Raw genomic sequence first — 19,398 nt, 5'->3', positions numbered from 1 at the left:
TGCGTGAGTGGCGAATAGCGAATGGCGAATGGAGGAAGGCGTTTCTTCCCATAATCGCGAATAGCGAGTGGTGAGTGGCGAATGGTCACTGTTCTCTCCATTTACCGTTCGCCATTCTCCATTCGCCCCTTCAAGCGGCGTTCCAGTGACAGTAGCTGTTTGCCGAGAATCGTGGTTTGTTCCAACAGCGGCGTTAGGTCGGTCTCCGTGCTGAACCCCAGATCGGTCGATAAAATCAGTTGTGTCTCCAATTCGACCCTGCTCCCGTTGGCGGTTCTGAGGAACTGAGTGAACTCCGCCGGATAATGCCGCCCCCATCCTTCCGCAATGTTGCTCGGAATCGACACCGCCGCCCGCCTCATCTGGGCGATCAGCCCAAACCGCTCGCTCGTCGGGAAGGCTTCGGTCAACCGATAAATTTCCGTGACCAGTTTGCGCGCGCGCTGCCAAACCTCCAGATTCCGGTAACTTTGGATTTGCATAGTGGATAAACACCTCACGGTATTGGGGAGAAACCATTGACCATTCGCTGTTCGCCATTCGCCCCGCCTCACTGAGGCGCTGTTCGATCACGGGATCAAGCGCGGATTGGATCAGCTCTTGCACCAGGCTGTCGGGGGTGTAGTAGCTGCCGGTTAGTTTGCGGGCGTTGCCCTTCGTGGCTGAATGGCGAGTGGCGAGTGGCGAATGGTCTTCCTCCTTACCATTTACCACTCGCCATTCGCTATTCGCCACTCCTCGCCACTCGCTATTCGCCACCCCGACGAACCCGAAGGTTCGGGCCGGCAGATCGATGTCCGGGACCAATTCCAGCAGGCTTTCGTAGACGCTGCCCAGTTCCTCCGGCCCCATGTTGCGGTAGTCCACCGGCGCCAGCGCGCCGTTGTGATTCGCCCAGCGCAGGTGTTGCACGGCAGCCAGCAGGTGGGCGTTATCGAGGCTCGCGGCGTCGAGATGGGGACATTGGCTCACGGCGAACAGCCCGCCTAGGGCCGGCAGCGCTAAGCGCCGTTCGCCATCCGCCAGGCCGCGAAAGACGATGCGTACGGCCTGCCAGTGGTCGTCGAAGCGATTGCGGGCGCGTCGCTTGAGGCAGAGATCGCGCAACCGGGCCAGCGCATAGCCTTCGGCATAGGCGCGGCGGGCGGCAAGCGCCTCCTGGCTGTCGTCGTTGCCATGCAGCAGGCCCCGTTCTTCCACGCTGAACAAAAAGATCAGCCGATAGACGAGACGCAAGAGTTGCTGGAAATAGGCGTCCTTGCTGAGTTCGCCGGTGTGGAGAGCGGCGCGCAGCGCCTCATTGCCGGGGTGCTGTAAAAAGCCTTCGCCCAAGGCGAGCAAAGCCTGGGTGACGCCCAGGCGCAGACCGGAGCGGACACGGGCGCCTTCTTCCTGGCCGGCGACACGCCATTGTTCCCAGATGCAGGAGAGCGGTAAATGGCGAGTAGCGAGTGGCGAATGGGAAGTCGGCGAGTGGCGAGTGGCGAGTGGCGAATGATCCTCCTTCTTACCATTTACCACTCGCCATTCGCTATTCGCCGCTTGGGGTGCCCGGCTGACATGCAGCAGACGCCAGACGTTGGCGAATTCGGCGAAGCGCTGGCCGCCGAGCAGGTCTTGCAGGTCCACTTCCAGAAAGCTGGGGCGGGTGAGCGTGGCGGCGTCGCGCAACAGGCGCAGTTGCTTGCCGTTGCAGACCATGCCCCAGCAGTGTTCGGCGCTGGCGTTGAGCAACTCCTGCAGGGCCTGGAAGGCGGATTTCTTTCTCGGTGAATGGCGAGTAGCGAGTGGCGAATGGGAAGTCGGCGAGTGGCGAATGGCGAGTGGCGAATGGTCTTCCTTCTTACCATTCGCTACTCGCCATTCACCATTCGCCATCACGGCGAAGCGCGGGTCGGCCTCATCCAGCCCCAACGGGTGCGGGGCGACGACGATGGGCACCTGGCCCGCGAGCAGCGACACCGGGTAGCGGCGATCTGCCACGGCGATATCGGATACAGGCTGGATTTGGGTGTAGCCGAAGGCATCGCGCAGCAGTTCGCGCACAAAGTTCTGGGTGATAGCGGCCGTGTCCAGATCGGCTCGCTCCATCTGGACGGCGAAGTGCTTCCACTCGGCACAGGCGATCTGAAAGGCGCGGCCGTATTCATCCTTGAGCTTGAGCCCTTTCGGGATGGCGTAATCGGCCTCGGTCTGGTGCTGGGCGACGCCGAGCGCGGCTTTTTCCAACTGGTCGGGGAGGAACAGGCCGCCTTCGAGGGTGAGCGTCGGCAGGCTGAGGGCGCCGGCGGTCTTGCGGGTGCGCTTCATGTTGGAGGGCGGTGGGTAAAGATCAGGGACTATCCCAGGGATTGAACAGTTCGACGGGGATCTGTTCAAAATCGCGGATGTTACGTGTGACCAGCGTCAGGTCATGTTCAAGGGCCGTCGCGGCGATCAGGCTGTCGATGGCCGGCAAGGGCCGGCCTGCCCGGGCGAGCACGCGCCCCCAGCGATCGGCAATCGCCGCGTCGATGGGTAAAACGCGGCCGAAGAAAAATGCAGGAAGCTCGGTTTCCAGCCAGTCGAGCAGAATTTGACGACGGAAGGCATCGGGACATGCCTCGATGCCCTTGCGTATTTCGCCCAGTGTCAACACGCTGAGGTATAACTGGCTGGCGGGTTTGGCGGCCAGCCAGTCGACCAGTCGCGGGTTGGGATTCTTGCGCCGCAGTTCGGAGAGCACATTGGTATCGATCAAATAGCTCAAAACGAGACCTCTCGCGTGAGACTGCGGTCCCGCTCCAGAGCAAGATCTTCATCGCCCCAAAGGGGGGATTGACGCATGAACTCGACGAGGGATTTTTGTCGTTGGGCCAGTTGGTCGAATTGCTCGCGCGAGAGCACGACAGCAACGGATTTGCCGTGCGAGGTGATTTCCTGCGGGCTGTGCTGGGCTTCCCGGAGCAGCGCCGACATTTTGGCTTTGGCTTCATTGAGCGGCCAGGTATGCATGATAGCCTCCCGTGCATGACTAGAATGGTCACATTTATAGCGCATTCGACCACCACTCGCCATTCACAGCGCGTCCGGTAACAATACATAAACGCCCATCACATCCACCGGCAGGCAGGACTGGACGCTGTATTGGCCGATATCGCGGGCGGCTTCGCGCACGCGCTGGTGATCTTCCAGCAGGGCCTTGGCGCGCTGCTCGGCCAGCGCTTGGAGTTGCCGCGGGTGGCCGGCGAGAAAATCCAGCGCGGTACGGATTTCGCGCCGCAGGGTTTCCGCCGGCAGGTTGCCGCTGGGGGTGCATTCGAGCAGCCGGGCCACGCTGTCGTCGCTGAGCCATTGCGGCTGGCTACGGCCTCGCACGGCCAGCGCCACGGTTTCCTCGGCCATCATCTGGAAGGGTTCGCGGCGGCGCACGTAGCCGAGTTGGTGGCGCAGGCGCAGCAGGTACACCGTGGTGACCACGTCCACGGCCTCGGTCAGGGTGGCGGCACAGCGGGCGGCGACCGGGCGTTCGCCGGTCAGGCTGTCTTCCAGCAAATGTTCGGCCAGTATTGAGACCAGCAGATGGCTGCGGTGCAGTTCGTGAAAATCGATGAGCAGCGGCTTGGTAATGCCTTCGTCGGCCAGGCGCTGCTTCAGCGCTTCAGGCAGATGCTGGGGCAATAGCCGGAATTGCTGCCTGGGCGCCGGCTCCAGCGGGGCATTCAAGCGGGCGCAGGCGCTCTGCACAAAGCGCCGAACATCCGCTTGGGTGCCGAGGGCTTCTTGTTGCTTTTGCCATTCCGGCAACACTTCGTCAGGGCGAATGCGGCGCTGGGCAAACACCGTGCGATTGGCCTTGGCTTTTTCCAGCGCGTCCTTCCACTGGGCTTCCAGCGGCGCGAGGATCCGCTCGGGCTCGCCGAAGTCGAAACTCATCTGCTGCGGCCCCTGGCGTTGAGTTTCACTACGTTTCATCAGCGCGGCCTTGACTAAGGCCTGGTTGATGCGCACTTCGTCTTCGGGCAGCGGCACCAACACGCCAAGCTCTCGCTGGATAGCCTCGCCCTTGCGCAGAATCACGTTGAGCACGAAGCCATCCACCGGATTGTCCTGGCCCCAGAACAGCGTGCAGCGTACTTCGCCGGCGCGCTGGCCGAAACGGTCGACACGGCCTTCGCGTTGTTCATGGCGGGTGGGATTCCAGGCGAGATCGTAATGGATGACGGCGGTGAACAGGTGTTGGAGATTGATCCCTTCGGAGAGGCAGTCGGTGGCGACCAGGATGCGCGATTCGTTTTCCTCCATCGCCTCGACCCGCTCGCGGCGTTCCTCCGGGGTATATTCGCCGGTCACGGCTTCCACGCCGGTTTTCGGGAAGGCTTTGCGCAAGTGCTCGGCCACATAGTGGGCGGTAGCGACGTAGCGGCAGAACACCACCGGCTGGTAGCCGTCTTCCAGCAGGGCTTCGAGATGCCGGATCAGCGCGGCGAGCTTGGGATCGCCCGCTTTGCCGGAGAGGCGCTGCGCCTCGGCAATCAGGGCTTGCAGGCGGCTGGCGTCCTGCAATTGGGCCGGGGGTTCGAGGTCGCTGCTACCGAGATCGTCCGCTTGGCCATCGTGCAGGCGCTCATCGGTGAGCAGTTCGTCGGTTTCCACACCGCCTTCCAGGCGGGTGGTCAGGGCTTTGACCGCAGCCGCCGGCGAGGAAGCGACACAGCGCAACAGGGCGAGCGTGGCATACCAGATCAGGCGGGCGCTGCCGCCGCCGGACTGCTCGATGCTTTCGGCCAGCTCGCGGCAGTAGCTCTGTACATTATCGAAGAATGCCCCCCAGTCACCGCTGAGCGGGTAGGTGACCTCGGTTTTCATGCGGCGTGGGAAGCCTCGGCCGTCGCCGGTTTCCGCTTGCCATTCGGCGATGTCCTTGCGGCGACGCTGCACGAAATGACGGGCCAGTTCCTGGCGCAGTGGATCGCCGGAGGATAGGCGGCCTTGCAGCGCGGCAAAGCGCGCATCGAGCAGCGATAACAGGTTGTAGAACGCGCTTTCGTCGCCGGAGTGCGGGGTGGCCGTCAGTAGCAGCAGGTGGCGGTGCGGATCTTGCGCCAGCCGTTGCAGTAATTCAAACCGCAATTGTTTGCCCTGCCCACTGGCGGCGCAGGTGTGGGCCTCGTCGACGATGATGCATTCCGGCGCAATGGCGAGGAAATGTTCCCGGTGACGCTCGCTCTTGATGTAGTCCAGACTGACCACTACCACGGGGTAATGATCGAAGAGGCTGATGCCATGAGGCAGGTTGCGCTCGATGCGCGAAGCCGAACTGGCCGTCAACGCTACCGCATGCAGATTGAAGCGGGTTTCCAGCTCGCTTTGCCATTGCTCGACCAGATGCGGCGGGCAGAGCACGGCCAGACGGGCGATTTCGCCACGATCGATCAATTCGCGGGCGATCAGGCCGGCTTCTATGGTTTTGCCGATGCCCACGTCGTCGGCAATCAACAGACGCACAGTTGTCAGGCGCAAGGCCATCAACAACGGCACCAATTGGTAGCCGCGCGGCTCGACGGCGATATTGCCGAATGAGCGGAACGGCCCGCCGCCGGCGCGCAGTTTGAGGCGCAGGGCATCGCGGAGCAGCAAGGCGGCGGCGTGATTGCCGGCTTGATCGGGCTCCGGCCAGGGAAATGTGGCGGGCTCGACCGGTTGCAATTCCAGTTCGGGAATCAGGGCAACGATGTCGTCGTCGGCACCGCCCAAGGGACGCAGGCGCAGCCAGTCGCGACGCGATTCGCTTTGCACCACCCATTCGCGGCCCCGGGCGCGAACGAGATTACCGGGCATGAAGTCGTGTTCGAGAGTGGTCATTGTTGTTTTTCGTGCGGGCCGAACACGTCGGCATGGGTGGAAAATTGAGCGGGCCATTGGCCCGGATCGGAAAAGTCGAGCACTTGCCAGCCTTTATCGGTCAGCAGGCTCTGTAGCTCGGGCGATATTGGTTCAAGAAAAACCAGTGCTCGGGTAGCTTTGTACTGGCCGGCGGCAGTGGCGGCGCCCTGATTGACGGTAACCTGGGTCGCGTCCGGCGGGTTCAAGCCGCCATCCGCAAGTGCCTGCAGCCACTGGTCGAGTCGGCCATTGTCTCCAATTCGGGCCGTGACGGCCGGTTCGGCGCTTTGCGCCGGCTTGGGCGGTTGCACCTCGGCATTGGCAAGCGCCACCAACAGCTTGAGCGCATCGGTATCGCGGCGGTTGATGTGCTCGTGGTCCGGCTGGTTGAAATAAGAGAGCAGACACTGATAGCACCCGGCCTCGCAGATGCGGTTGCCCAGGGTGTCGGTCTGCTCCAAGCTCGATAACTCGTCCAGCTGCCACAGCCCTTGCGGCGCTCTGTGGTGCATGAGCTGCAAGGCATTGCTAGCGACTTGCGCCAGGCTGGCGGGCTCGCTGGCCAGCCGGGTGAGAACACCTGCGCCACCCTCCGCCGCTTCATAGAACAAAAGTGCCTGACGCTGGTCGGCCTTGGGCAACGGTTCCGCCACCAGTTCTGATTCCTCGATCTGAAACGTCATCTCGATGCCGCGCTTGAGCGCCGCCTGCAAGGTGGCCATGGTCTCAATTGGTAATGGATGCAGCGGCGCCAGGATCAGCAGGTTACGGTGATCCTCGACGAATGGAACGATGCGCTGATTAGGCACTTTGTCGAGCAGGGCTTCATCGTTACCGCCCTCGTCACTGTCGTCGGGAGCATCCTGCTTGCTCCAAGTGCCGGTGATCGGATTGATGTAAAAACCGAGTTGTTCCTTGTCCTTGCGGCGGCGCCAGCCGCGATTGATCCGCCACAGGCGTGCAGCCGGCGCATAAGTCAGCTCGGCTAATATCTCGTCACCGCTTGTGACGATTGCCTTGCGCTTTTGGACGACCCCATCCGGCCCCGGTAGGAAACGATAGGTGGTCTGGAGCTCGAAGCCTTGGCGCTGCCGCTCTTCGTCGTTGATGGAAATACGTTCGACGGGCACGGTTTCGACGGTCTCGATGCGGTAAAGCTCGCGTACCCAGTCGTGCTCGGTCAGCAGAGCATCACAGTTTTCACAGGTGTTGACCACGGGGTGAGCGCCGCCAGGTTCGCCCAGATGGCCGTAGCCACATTGGCTGCAAATCAATGATGAGATGGTGGCCAACTGGCTGTTGCCGGAGATGTGGTCGGCCGACCCCACGTTGAGCTTGGCTCGTACCACGCGGTACGTCCGACCCTGGTGGTAGATGAGGCTGCGCGGGCCAAACTCGGAAAGCGCCAAAAAACGCGGGCGACTGACCATGCTGCCTTCGTCATCCTGGCCCGTACCACCCTTGCTGCCAGTGGCGGGAATCCAGGCCATCAGCGGCAGGCGGGGGAAATTGTACCCAGGCAGGAATCCTTGGCTGGCCAGGTAGCGATAGGTGTAAAAATCAGAATTCTGGGTATTACCGCTCTTGAGCAACACGGCGTATTGACGTGCTGCGTCACTATAACGACGTTGGGCGTTTTGCCTCTCGCTGTGAGAAGCCGTGTGACTCTTGACGATCTGATCGGCCATGCTCATTTGCGTGCGGGTGGCATCGAATAACACACGCCAACGTTCCAGGGCTTTGGAGAAACGTTGCGGTGCTTGTTCGATCACCTGCCGAACATAGGCCGGCGAGAACCAGTCGCTGCCATCGAGTTCATTTCGAAGCTGATCGATAACGCGGGCCGCAGCTTCTTGCGCCCGCTCCTGCACCGCTGGGTCATTGAGGCAGTCGTAGTAATGCTTGATCAGCGGCTTGTCCGGCTGATCGAGGTCGAGCATGGGCGCGATGCTGGAATCCAGTTCGACTTGCGCGCATGCCAGCCAGACCGCGTGAAGATGACTTTCAACCAGATCGCGGTTGACCAAATCCAGTGTAGGCGCCCGTACTACACCATGCACCATCTCGTCGGCATGGTGGAAGAACCATTGATCGTGCGGACTCAACGAGGCACAGTAGGTAATGACCAGGGCTTGCTGGCCGGAACGCCCGGCCCGGCCGCTGCGTTGTGCATAATTGGCCGGTGTGGGCGGCACATTGCGAAGATAGACCGTGTTGAGCGCGGAAATGTCGACGCCCAGTTCCATGGTGGGCGAGCAGAACATGACGGGAAGCCGTTCCAGCGGGGCTTCGTGCGCCGGATTACTGGCCCAGTCCTGGCGATCCTTTTCGGTGTAGCGGAAACGCTGCTCCAGCCATTGGCGGCGGGACGCATCGACCTGCGCGGTGTGCTCCTGCGCTTCGAAATCAAACAGAGGGTGGCCGGGCCGGCGCAGCAAATCAGCGACATTCAGGTAGAGTTCGCGAAAGAATAAATTGACGCGGCTGTCTTCGACCGGCATCTCATCGGCGGTCAGGCGCCAGTCCAGCGCCGCCGCATTCAGACGCCAACCGACCAATTGTTGCTCGATCGGGTGTTTTTGCACATAGCCATATAGGTTGGCAGCCTGAAGCAAGGCTTCAACCAGTTCAGTCCACTCCGGATCTTTCCATAGCGGAATCTGGCCGGCGAAGGCGGTTTGTTTCCAAAAGCCGGCCGATTTTATTCGGCGCAACAGGCGCGAGCGTGGCCCTCCGGTAACGAGGTCGGTCCGTGGCTTACCCCTGTACTCCGGGCGTTTACCGAGAATCAGATACTTCGCGGTTTCCAGTTGTTCGTCCGGCGCAAAAGCCCAACGGTCGTTCAGGTAGGAATAGGCGCTGGTGCGGGCCTTATCCTGCTCGACGGCATCCAGATAGCGGCTTTCCAGACAGAGACTGCCGCGCATGGCATCGAAGATGAGTTGACACAAAGCCGCACGATGGCCAGCACTCAGCTTGGCGAGCGTGGCGCTCTTGGTGAATGCCGAATCGTCGGCGCAAAACTCGTCCAGGCTACGGTAGCGAATGGCGAGCAGGCCGAGTTGATCGAGATTCGGGTTGTTGAATCGCCAACCGCGGCGGAGATCGCGCAGCAGCCGATAGCCGATGATGAAGCGCAGCGTCCGTTGTGCTTCCTGCCGCGCTAGACCCATGAGCTTTGGCGTGCGCAGGTACTCGACGAGGGTCGCTTCATCGAGTTGGTCAAAGCCCAGCGCCTTGAAGACCGCATCCGCCAGTTGCTCCTCATTCAACTCGCCGTTGCTGACCTGTAAAGCGCCGATCAGTCCGGAGCGCAAAGTCAGCAGGAAAACGAAGTCATTGAAGTGCCCGGCTTGCAGGGCAGCATCCTGGCGGTTGTCGGTAAAGCCGAGCAACTTGCGTGGATCGGGTTGTCCCGGGAGTGCGGACTCGGTCTCGGTAAAGAGCTGACGTAGTGCGCTGAGTGTGAGGATGGTGGTTGCAGACGAGCGGCCTTCACCCGAGAGGCTGGATAGGCGGTTGATGTCTTTGCCGTGGGCTTCGTGAACTTGACCGCAGCTCAGGCAGAAGCGGAATTTGCCGGGGATGTACCAGTACTGTTCGCCGCCGCCTTCGCTGCCTTGCGTATCGACCGTTACCCGATATGGCACGGCTTTCTTGTAATTCTGTTTGACTTTGGGTTCGGCTCGACTGAGATCCAGCCAGGTTTCCGGCAAGTCCTCCAATTGCCCCCGGTACTGTTGGCTTGCCCGAACGGGACATAGGAATCCATACGCCATGTCGTCCCGGTCCTCCGAGGCGATGTCGTCGATCTCTCGCGGCCGATAGCGGGCAGGGTCTTGCCTTGACCTCCAGACAGGGTGGTATTCCTGACCGCAGTCACGGCAGAAATGCACAGGGTACAGCTGAACGCCTTCGTCTTGGCGGCCCGGCGCAAAGCGTTGGGCATCCAGCGTAATGTGGCGCTTGCCTTGCGCTTCGAGCGTGGCGAGCACTTTACCGGGGCCGCTGATGAACTGATGGAGCTTGAAGGCAAAAGGTGGCCGGCCTTGCGGGGTCTGGACCTCGTGTGCGGCAATCAGAAAACGCTGTAAACCATTACGCGCTTCTTCAACGGTGCTTCCGCAGTCCTGGGCCAGTTTCTGGCTGGCTGCTTGCAGCGTCATGGGCTTGGCGCGGCGCGGTGGCTCATCGTCCGGGAGTTCAATGCCCAGATTGAGTTCTACCCAAATTGCCAGGGGATCGGATCGAAACGCGTCAAAATCACCCCACTCAAAAACCTGCCGAGTCACTGCCGAATAGAGTTGCGCCTGTATGGAAGACACGTCCTTGAGAGGGTCCGTTACCCGCTCTAATGTCTCTCCGATGATATCCTGCTCGGTAATGCTGACACCGAAGAGCTTGCTGGCCACCTCTGCTACGGTTTTGTTGCGGTCGGCGTGACTACCTGCGTTCGACATGGTTGCCGAGGTGCCGATACAGACCAAGGCATCGGCTTGCAAACGCTCTCGCAGGCGACGAACCAACAATGCGACATCCGCCCCCTGCCGACCGCGGTATGTATGCAACTCATCGAGGATCAGGAACTCCAGGCCATGACAATGTTCGACCACGCGTCGGTCATCCTCGTCGAAACGCGTCAGGATGAGCTCCAGCATCATGAAATTGGTCAGAAGAATGTCCGGCGGGTTATCGGCAATGGCGGTGCGTTCGGTCTGTGTCTCCTGTCCAGTGTAACGGGCTACCGAGAACGGCCGCTGTCCATCCGGGTAATCATGCAAAAACTTATCGAGTTCTTCGAGCTGACTATTTGCCAGCGCGTTCATCGGATAGATGACGATGGCACGGGTGCGCGGTGTCTTGTCCTGCTCCTTAGCCTTAAGTATCCGATCAATCACCGGGATGAAAAACGAAAGCGACTTGCCCGAACCGGTGCCGGTTGTGACGACATAGCTTTGCCGATTTTGGCCCTTGGCAATTGCTTGCATCTGGTGGGCGTAAAGCTGTAACGGCAGGACTTGTCCTTCAGTCTTCCCGATTTGAAATATCTCTGCACAGACCTTATGGAGAAGTCCTTCTGCAGCGAGTTGCTGGACAGTCCCTTTGCGCTGATAGTTCGGGTTGATCTGGATGAGTGGCTCCGGCCAATAACGGCCTTCTGCATATTGCCGCTCGACTTCATCGCGGATATCGGTGACTTCGATTCGAACAAAACTGCGAGAGAAGGTGCGATACCCTTCGATCAAGGTATCGCGAAAGTTAAATACGTTTAACATTCTGATTTTTCATCACACTGGAGACGTTGTCCGGGTGTCCTCACCGCTGGTTTCTGCGTTCGACCTAATGCACCGAACACTTCTGTTGGGGTGGCATCCACCGTTGTCCATTTCAATACTTCACGGGGTCGTTGTACCCAGGAATTGTTCGATTGCTACCGCCCGTCCCGGAAACGCATGCAGCACTTTCTTGTCTGCCGTTACCAACGAGATTCGCAGATAGCGGGCGAGCCACACAAACTCGCAATCGTATGCGCTGCAGCCACTTTCTATTGCAAGATCGAACACTGCAGGTCCGTCGATGGCTGCTTCGGGTACCGTAATGACTTCTTGCGCTCGAGCCAAAAAACTATCGGCATCACTCCGGGCGATATTATCGCGACGAACTGCGCCGAGGAGAACATTGCGGAATTCGGAATGGATAAGTTGGGGTGCGAACCAATCGGGATCCTTGATCAGAACTGCCTCGGCCTTAGCCGTATGAGGGGTTGGCAACAGCAAGTAAGCAAGCAGATTGGTATCGACCAAAATCATGGCCGGCCGGCCTCCTTCCAGCTATCCACATCGGTTTCACTAATATTCGGGGGGTAACGGTCACGTACCGCCCGAATGCGCTGCAGCAGTTCGGTTTTGTCGTGGGACGGCTGTTGAACATGCCGTTCGAGAGCGAAAAGAATTTCTTTCGTAAGACTTCGATGATGCTGTCGAGCGATATCCACTAACCGCTGATATAACGTGTCGGGGATGTTCTTGAGAGTGATGCCAGGCATGGCTGCCTCCTGGTGGTGATATGCCACCATTATACCACCACTCCCGACTTAATAAGACGACGTGGATTTCAGGTTTACTGTCAGCAGAGAGGTAGCTGCCAGGAATCGCCCAAACCTTCGAAGATGACTGTAAGTCGGCCCAGTGGGAACGACGCTGCGATATGACGACACTTAATCTGTCGCTAATGTGTGGCTTCCAAGGATCTCTGCTGGGGTTGTAAGCCGGAATCCTCGATTCTTCCGGGGCATCAAACTTTCCAGTTTACGACGCGTTAGATGGCCGGATTGCTGCCTAGTCAGCCCTGATTCGGCCGGAATTGGCGGCAAAGACTTTTCACTTTTGGCATCAATTACGGAAAGTTCTGCTGAATAAATAAGCGGAAATGATCGTGCGAAGCGCTATCGGGAAGAGTTTGATCAGGAATCGATCTTGCAGGTGAATTCATCAGCCTGTATATCCTTTCCTAAGTCCGCAATGGGCCGCCATGAGTAACGACATCACTGCCGAAGACTCGCTCTGGCTCCGATGGGAGAAGGAGGCCCGGTACTACGAAGTCCACCTCCAGAAGGACCCGTGGGACGAGTGGGTGCTGACCCGGATCCGGGGCCGTCGCGGACCGACGACTGGCCAGGTGAATATCCTTGAATAGCCGCATGAACGTCCCGTTATCGCTCGTATTCCGTGGCGTGATCCCTTTTTGAACACATCAGCGAATGAATCGACTCGATCAATCCGCAATAGCATCGCCGTCGGGCGCCCGCATCCCGGCGGCCATCTGGGCTCTCGGTTTCGTCAGCCTGCTCATGGACATCTCGTCCGAGCTCATCCATAGCCTGCTGCCGGTCTTTCTCATTACCTCCCTGGGCGCAAGCGCGTTTGTGGTAGGGCTGATCGAGGGGGCGGCGGAAGCCACCGCGCTGATCGTCAAGGTCTTCTCCGGCGCCCTGTCGGACTACTGGGGCAAACGCAAGCCCCTGGCCGTCCTCGGCTACGGTCTGGGCGCGGTATCCAAGCCCCTGTTCGCGCTGGCGACGAGTTCCGGTCTAGTGCTCGCCGCGCGGCTGATGGACCGGGTCGGCAAAGGCATCCGCGGGGCGCCCCGCGATGCGCTGGTGGCGGACATCGCGCCGCCCGAGGTGCGCGGCGCGGCCTTCGGCCTGCGCCAGTCGCTCGACACGGTGGGCGCCTTCCTCGGCCCGCTCCTCGCCATGGGGCTGATGCTTGTCTGGGCGAACGACTTCCGCGCCGTGTTCTGGGTGGCCATCATTCCTGGGTTTCTCGCCGTCGCGCTGCTGTTCTTCGGCGTACAGGAGCCGAAAAGGGACAAGTCGGAACACCGTGCCATCAATCCGATCCGACGGGAAAACCTGCGCCGGCTGTCTGCAGCGTACTGGTGGGTGGTCGGGATCGGGGCGGTGTTTACCCTGGCGCGATTCTCCGAAGCCTTCCTCATCCTGCGTGCCCAACAGGGCGGGCTGCCGATTGCCTTCGCCCCACTGGTGCTGATCGGGATGAATGTCGTCTATGCGCTGTCGGCCTATCCCTTCGGCAAGCTCTCGGACGGCATGAGCCACGCTAAATTGCTTGCGCTGGGTTTGGTCGTCCTGGTCGGTGCCGACGTCGCGCTGGCTTACAGCGACCACTGGACCTGGGTCTGGCTCGGCATCTCCCTGTGGGGCTTGCACATGGGCATCACCCAAGGGCTGCTGGCGACGATGGTGGCCGATACCGCGCCAGCGGACTTGAGAGGCACGGCCTATGGCTTCTTCAACCTCATGAGCGGACTCGCCATGCTCCTGGCCAGCGCGTTAGCCGGACTGCTGTGGGACCAGTTCGGCGCCGCATTCACCTTCGTTGCCGGGGCGATATTCAGCGCGGCTGCGCTGGTTGTCATCCTGCTCCGAAGCGGTGTTCGGGCACGCCGAGCGTGATCGTCCAAGTGTTCATGGCTTGCGATCGAATTTTCCGGACACATCGAGACCTAGACACCGAATCCCGTACCGCGGTTTTGAACGTCGCATGCACCAGGATCGGTTGAGCGGCCGATGGCGGGAGGAGCATCAATACCCACAACGCGATGATGAACAAACGCGGGCTAGAACCTAAATCGGTAGGTCGCCAAAACGTTGAGTCCGGGAGCGAAAATGCCGGATCCGTGCGACTTGTATTTCTTGTCGGTCAGGTTTTCCAGTTCCAGCAACAGCTCGTGTTGGGGATGCGGCGTATAACCCGCCTTGAGGTTGAACACAGTGTATCCCGGCGTTCCTCCGGCACCGATGCGCGGGTCTTCGATGTCTCCCTTAGCGAGTTGGTCCTGATTGTCGGCCCACCAGACCGAACCCTCGATCCACAGGCGATCCATGGGGTAGTAGACCAGACGGGCCGCACCGTTGAGCGGGGGAATCCGTCGCAGCGGGGCCTTCGTTTTCGCGTCACGTCCCTCGGTCCAGGTCAGGGTTGCGCCGACCAGCCATTGAGCATTCAAGGGATATTCGGCACTGGCCTCCACGCCCTGGATTTCGGCGTCATTGATGTTTTGGCGCTGCTGGATCGGCGCGCCGTCGGCCCGCCGGCCTACGGTAACCCGATCGATAAATCCTTCATAGTCACTATGGAAGTAAAATATCTCGGCACTTAGGACCTCATCGCGATATTTGAGGCCGATTTCTTTGGAGAAGGATTCTTCCGGTTTCAGCGAGGTATTGGGTATCTCGCTGAAGAAGTCCACCCGGCCGAAAAAGTCCTCCATGTTGGGTGCGCGAAAGCCGAACGCCAGCCCGCCCACCAGGTTGAGAGCGGGCGTGAGCCGGTAACCCAGGTTGATATTGCCGGCTACGGCATCCGTCTCGAAGCGGAGGCTCTGATCGGTCACCTCGCCGCGGGCTTCGTATCGGTTGTAGCGCACGCCGAATACGCCTTCAAGCGAATCCAGGAGGTGCGCCTCGTCCTGAAGATATAAAGCCCAGTGTTCGTAAGTCGCGCCATCCGGCGTGCCGGGCGTCAGTTTGCGTTCGGACTCCGTCACCCGGTTTCGCTCGACTTTCCGGGTCTGATAATCATCATGGTAGTAGTCGGCCCCGTAGGTCAGGTCATGGTCGCCGAAGATCCGATTCTTCAGCTGCAGGGAGAGTCCGACAGTGTCGACATCCGTGAGTTCCAGCGTTTCGATGGCAGGGTTGCGCCTCGTGATCACTTGTTCCCCTTCGCGCTGGTTGTTGTAGGAGGCATTGATACGTACGCCGTCGAAGACCCCAAGCTGACGCGCCCGGTATTCCAGGTACCCGAAGCGGCGTTCCTGCGGCTCGTAATCGAATTTCAGCTTGTCGCCCAGGGTCACTTCGCTGGTCTTGGGGACGTTGAACTGGCGGGTATACTGGCCGGCGAAGATCAGCTCCTGATTTTCGTCCAGTCGGTAGTTCAGTTTCAGGTCCGCGTCGCTTTCGTCGTACCCGCTGGGAACTTGTCGGCCAAGATTTCCGCCTCCGTCGAGGTCGTCATACAGCTTGCCGGTTGCCCCGGCGATCAAGCCGAGCTGGTTCCAGTTGCCCTCCACCTCGCCACGGAACACGCCGGCGTCGGCGGCACTTTCGTAATGGGCGGAGAGCAGGCCGTTATAGCCGAGCGGTTTGGAAAAGTCGGGGCGTTTGCGCGTGATGATGTTGATGGCTCCACCCAGCGCGTCGGTGCCGTAGAGTACCGAGGACGGCCCCCGCACGGTCTCGATGCGTTCGATGATGTTCGGATCGATCGTATTGAGATACTGGTGCGGACCGAACCGATAGAACGAGTTGTTCAGCCGGACGCCGTCGACCAGGATCAGCACCTGTTTGCCGGTCAGGCCACGGATGAACGGCGAACCGCCGCCCTGATTGGTCTTCTGGATGTATACCCCCGGCGTGAATCGGAACAGATCGGGGGTCATGGATTGCAGCGAATGGTCGATGAATTCCGGAGTTATGCTCGCTATGGCCTGTGGGACCAGGAAGGAATCCCGTTCGCTTTGAGTCGCGGTGACTACGATGGCAGGCATCGTCGGCGGTTGATCTGCGAGTGCGTAACCGCACACGAGGATGGCCAGCGCCAAACCAGAACGCACAAAGTTCATCGCATTTTTCTACTTGTTGGTTCCCGGAACAGTGATACCGTAAGGTATCTGTCTGTTCGTCTCGTCTTGGCTTCAGTACACGCACGTCCTGCCAATGCACTCACCGGAACGCAGACTGTCCGTCCTTCCAGCGGCGCGCACGACATCAGCCGCCTAGAGCGTTTTCCGAATCGGTGAAGGGATTCGGATATGTAGGTCGGCAATCCCTTGCCGACGTATCGGCTCGGCGAAGGGCTTTGTCGGCAAGGGATTGCCGACCTACGTTCTCCCCTCCTGGCACGAATCCGTACACCGGGATGGAAAACGCTCTAAGTACATTCAGGGAAGTCTTGCGGCATAGGCAACCTGCAGGACAACCCCGCCAATCAAGCCAATCAGTCGAGATTCCGCAAATATTTGCGGAATGTACTTAGAGGTGAACGGATCTCCCCAGCATCGATCCGGTCGAAAATGCCAACGCGGCGTTTGTCCAGCGCATCCATGCCGCTACTCGTGCGGGCAAAATGTCCTTAGATTCGGCACCTGTGGAACTTACCGGCTTAGCGTGTCAACGTGCTTACAACTCGGTTACAAATTCGTGTTAATTGCATTCTCAGGATGAGGGAACATGCGCGCAGAATGAAAAGGAGCGCCGCGGCTTCATTTCCGGGATAGGGATAGGAATCGGTTCCGACGAAGCAGAACAGGGATTCACAAGGCGGATACGGGAGGTCGATTGCGCCCGTTGCGGGCGTCAGAACAGGAACTTCGGTTGGGATCTGGTTCACGGGCAAGAATGCCGACCCTGCGCGAGGGTCGGCTTGTGTGGCTGACGTTGTTAGTCGGTCCGTGAGACCAGCAATACTTCCCGAATGCCGGGTTCACGCGGCTGGCGGCTCAGAGGCCGAATAGGCTGGCTGCCCTTGATCGCCTTCCAAAGAATCTCGTTGTATTCGCGCATGTCTGCGGCGTCCACTTCGGCCAGATCGAGTTTCATCGAACGCTCCGCGAGCTGGCGCTTTTCCCCTTGCAGGGAAGCCAAGGCGGGGTTCATTTCATAGAGATCCTGGGCCGGTACGACATGCTCGTAAGGCGTGAAATCGGGCTTGGTCGTGAAACTGCGATCCATGGTGTTGGCGGCCGCGTCGAACTGGCTCATGGGCTTGAGACCCAGCAATACCTCGGCGGTATGGATCATGGATACGGTGCTGTAGTGAGTGCTGTCGACGGCTTGGCGCTTGACGTAGGGGCTGATGAGCAAGGCCGGCGTGCGGTGGGTATCGACATGGTCGAAACCGTCCTGGGTATCGTCCTCGATGACCATGATCAACGTGTTGGGCCAGAATCGGGAATGGGAGATGGCGTCGACGATGCGTCCCAGGGCCAGATCGTTGTCCGCCATCATGGCCTGGGGCGTGGGATAACCCGGGCTGGTGCCGGCGAGATGATCGTTGGGCAGGCTGATGATGGACAGGTTGGGGAAGCCGCCGTTCTTCTTATGGGTCTCGAACTCCTCGAGCCACACCTCGGCCCGCTTGATGTCCATGTGCTTCAGGTCGTAGGTGCGGTACATCGGCGAAAAGTGGTCCACCAGGGCGGGCATGCGGGTGGTGGCGGGCTCGTAACTGCCGTCGGGGTATGTCTTGCCGTTGATCACGTACTCGCCGTAGGAGCGGTAGCTGATGCCGGCCGCCCGGGCGGCGTCCCACAGGTAGCCGCCGGGCACATTGGTGATGGCGATCAGTGCCCGGTTGATCAGGGTGCCGCGGCTGGAGTAGTCGCTCGGCCAGACCTTCATCGTATAGTCCGTAGCGTTTCCTCCCATGGAGCGTTCGTGGCCGTCCTTGCTGATCTCCGCATCGCAGTAGGTGTTGTCCAGAAGCACGAATTCGCGGGCCAGACGGCGATGGTTGGGGGCACTCCGATCATCGAACATGAGCAGGCTCGGGTCGCCATTGCCCTTCGGAAGATCGCCGAAGATCTGGTCATAGGCGCGGTTTTCCTTGAGGATATAAACCACGTGTTGGATGGGTAGCTGCTTGAGGATACCGGAGTGGGCATGGGCTTCCCCGAGTTTGCCGCCCGCCGTTACGGCCTTGCCGCGGGCCACCATGTTGTTCTCGTTGACCTGGCGGGTGTAGCGTTCCAGCGTGCCCTGGTCAGGGACGTCGATCACCGATAGCGAGCCGATCATCTGGTCGCCGATATAGGTCTGAGGATAGGCGTTCTGGCCCAAGCCCACGTCCTTGGAGTTGGCGACGTAGAGCTTGTCGCCGGCCGGGCTGATGCTGAGCGCCGTCGGGTACCAGCCGGTGGGGATGCGGCCCCTTACCCGATAGCGTTTTTCCGGATCCTTTTTCTGATCTTCCAGATCGACCACCACCACGGCGTTCTCGCCGGCATTCAACACGTAGAGGGTCTCGCCGCCGGGGGAGACGGCCAGGGCATTGGGTGTGCTGCCCGACGGGGCGTTCTTGTAGGGCTGCACGTCGATGTCGAACAGCCAGGCATCCGTGGCGGTGTCGATCACGGAAACGTTGTCGCTGTTGGCGTTGGCCACGTACAGCCGGTCGCCGGCGGGGCTAAAGACCATGGCGTTAGGGTGCTGGCCCACCGCGATGCGTTTGGTCACGGCAGCGGAATCCGGCTTATTCACATCCACAACGGCGACGTTGCCTTCCTTCCAGTTGGACACATAGAGCTTCTTGCCGTCGGCCCCGAGCAGTACACCGTAGGGAAACATGCTGGCGTTGTAGGGGTCGGCGCTTTTACCCATCGGGATGCGGTGGGTGACAGTGCCGGCGATGGGGTCTAAAACCGCCACGTCCCCGCCTTGGTGGTTGGCCGCGAACAGCCGGCTCTCGTCGGCCGACAGGGCAATGCCGGTGATGAAGCCGCCCTTGCGGCGGGGATCCACCTGGATTTGCCCGGTTTCGGCGATGCCGCTCTCCGTCACATCATAGACGCGCACCAGGTTGGTATGGCCGCCCGAGGCATAGATACGCCTGCCGTCCTTGCTGTAGGCCAGTCCGATGAACAGGCCTTCCGGCGCGTCGTAGGGAAGGTTATCGCGAATGGCGAGATTTGCCCGGTCGATGCGCATGAGGGAGTGCTGGCCGTAACCGTTGTTGCTGATCAGCAGGTCGTTGCCGTCCGGACTGAGGATCATGCCCAGGGGCACGTGGCCGACCCGGATCTTCTCCCCGGCGGGGGTAACCTGCCAGTTATTGGGGGTGATGCCCGTCAGACCGTCGGGGCTGGGGCCGGCGGGGCGGGTCAACAGGTCGGGGGATGCCGCGTGAGGGGCATTGCCGAAACCGAGAAGGCCGACGGACAGGATGCCGCTCACTAGGCCGGCGATGATCTTTATTCTGGGTTGCATGTGAATTTCCAATAACGTTG

General features: G+C 60.2%; 14 protein-coding genes. 5 read left to right on the top strand and 9 right to left on the bottom strand.

Going from position 1 to position 19,398, the window contains the following annotated elements; all coding sequences use genetic code 11:
* Positions 1-101 precede the first annotated feature (101 nt).
* A complete protein-coding gene (locus ACR2TX_RS10105; RefSeq protein ID WP_077732442.1) occupies positions 102-482 on the bottom strand; it encodes a four helix bundle protein in 381 nt (126 codons plus the stop codon).
* Between the two features lie 205 nt (positions 483-687).
* Here ACR2TX_RS10105 and ACR2TX_RS10100 point away from each other — a divergent pair, with 205 nt between their 5' ends.
* The 4 genes from ACR2TX_RS10100 to ACR2TX_RS10085 all read left to right on the top strand — a co-directional run bounded on the left by ACR2TX_RS10100 (position 688) and on the right by ACR2TX_RS10085 (position 2,355).
* Positions 688-990 carry a hypothetical protein gene (locus tag ACR2TX_RS10100; protein ID WP_434132045.1) on the top strand — a complete coding sequence of 101 codons (303 nt, stop codon included), beginning with the start codon at positions 688-690 and terminating at the stop codon, positions 988-990.
* Positions 991-1,056: 66 nt separating this feature from the next.
* The gene (locus ACR2TX_RS10095) at positions 1,057-1,317 is read left to right on the top strand and encodes a hypothetical protein (RefSeq protein WP_434132043.1); all 261 of its coding nucleotides are present in this window, start codon (positions 1,057-1,059) and stop codon (positions 1,315-1,317) included.
* A 177-nt stretch (positions 1,318-1,494) separates the two neighbouring features.
* On the top strand, positions 1,495-1,773 hold the full coding sequence (locus ACR2TX_RS10090; protein ID WP_434132041.1) for a hypothetical protein: 279 nt from the start codon (positions 1,495-1,497) through the stop codon (positions 1,771-1,773).
* A gap of 57 nt (positions 1,774-1,830) precedes the next feature.
* Entirely contained in the window at positions 1,831-2,355 is a 525-nt protein-coding gene (locus ACR2TX_RS10085) for a hypothetical protein (protein WP_168175532.1), read from the top strand.
* On the opposite strand, the gene ACR2TX_RS10080 is transcribed toward ACR2TX_RS10085, so the two are convergent.
* From ACR2TX_RS10080 to ACR2TX_RS10055, 6 genes are all read right to left on the bottom strand, one after another.
* On the bottom strand, positions 2,333-2,749 hold the full coding sequence (locus tag ACR2TX_RS10080; protein WP_077732397.1) for a type II toxin-antitoxin system VapC family toxin: 417 nt from the start codon (positions 2,747-2,749) through the stop codon (positions 2,333-2,335). The two genes, ACR2TX_RS10085 and ACR2TX_RS10080, sit on opposite strands and share 23 nt — an antisense overlap.
* Positions 2,746-2,994, bottom strand: a complete 249-nt coding sequence (locus tag ACR2TX_RS10075) for a type II toxin-antitoxin system Phd/YefM family antitoxin (RefSeq protein ID WP_077732396.1) — start codon at positions 2,992-2,994, stop codon at positions 2,746-2,748. Before ACR2TX_RS10075 ends, ACR2TX_RS10080 begins: the two co-directional genes overlap by 4 nt.
* Before the next feature lie 63 nt (positions 2,995-3,057).
* Positions 3,058-5,844 (bottom strand): helicase-related protein, encoded by a 2,787-nt coding sequence (locus ACR2TX_RS10070; RefSeq protein WP_434132038.1) that lies wholly within the window; start codon positions 5,842-5,844, stop codon positions 3,058-3,060.
* Entirely contained in the window at positions 5,841-11,141 is a 5,301-nt protein-coding gene (locus ACR2TX_RS10065; RefSeq protein WP_434132036.1) for a DEAD/DEAH box helicase, read from the bottom strand. Before ACR2TX_RS10065 ends, ACR2TX_RS10070 begins: the two co-directional genes overlap by 4 nt.
* A 120-nt stretch (positions 11,142-11,261) precedes the next feature.
* Complete coding sequence (locus ACR2TX_RS10060) at positions 11,262-11,675, bottom strand: type II toxin-antitoxin system VapC family toxin (RefSeq protein WP_077731483.1); 414 nt, start codon at positions 11,673-11,675, stop codon at positions 11,262-11,264.
* Entirely contained in the window at positions 11,672-11,911 is a 240-nt protein-coding gene (locus ACR2TX_RS10055) for a FitA-like ribbon-helix-helix domain-containing protein (RefSeq protein ID WP_139841067.1), read from the bottom strand. The genes ACR2TX_RS10060 and ACR2TX_RS10055 overlap by 4 nt, the downstream gene beginning before the upstream one ends.
* A gap of 714 nt (positions 11,912-12,625) precedes the next feature.
* Between ACR2TX_RS10055 and ACR2TX_RS10050 the strand changes: the two genes are divergently transcribed.
* Positions 12,626-13,843 (top strand): MFS transporter, encoded by a 1,218-nt coding sequence (locus ACR2TX_RS10050; protein ID WP_077731481.1) that lies wholly within the window; start codon positions 12,626-12,628, stop codon positions 13,841-13,843.
* A 164-nt stretch (positions 13,844-14,007) separates the two neighbouring features.
* Here ACR2TX_RS10050 and ACR2TX_RS10045 read toward each other — a convergent pair whose 3' ends face one another.
* Both ACR2TX_RS10045 and ACR2TX_RS10040 read right to left on the bottom strand, forming a co-directional pair.
* Positions 14,008-16,017, bottom strand: a complete 2,010-nt coding sequence (locus ACR2TX_RS10045) for a TonB-dependent receptor plug domain-containing protein (RefSeq protein WP_434132032.1) — start codon at positions 16,015-16,017, stop codon at positions 14,008-14,010.
* 817 nt (positions 16,018-16,834) lie between these two features.
* On the bottom strand, positions 16,835-19,378 hold the full coding sequence (locus ACR2TX_RS10040) for a bifunctional YncE family protein/alkaline phosphatase family protein (protein WP_434132029.1): 2,544 nt from the start codon (positions 19,376-19,378) through the stop codon (positions 16,835-16,837).
* Positions 19,379-19,398: the final 20 nt, after the last annotated feature.

This window comes from Methylocaldum sp. GT1BB (assembly GCF_051027545.1).
In the GTDB taxonomy this organism is placed as follows: domain Bacteria; phylum Pseudomonadota; class Gammaproteobacteria; order Methylococcales; family Methylococcaceae; genus Methylocaldum.
The sequence above is the reverse complement of the archived record's forward strand: the minus strand, read 5'-3'. Positions and strand labels throughout refer to the sequence as shown.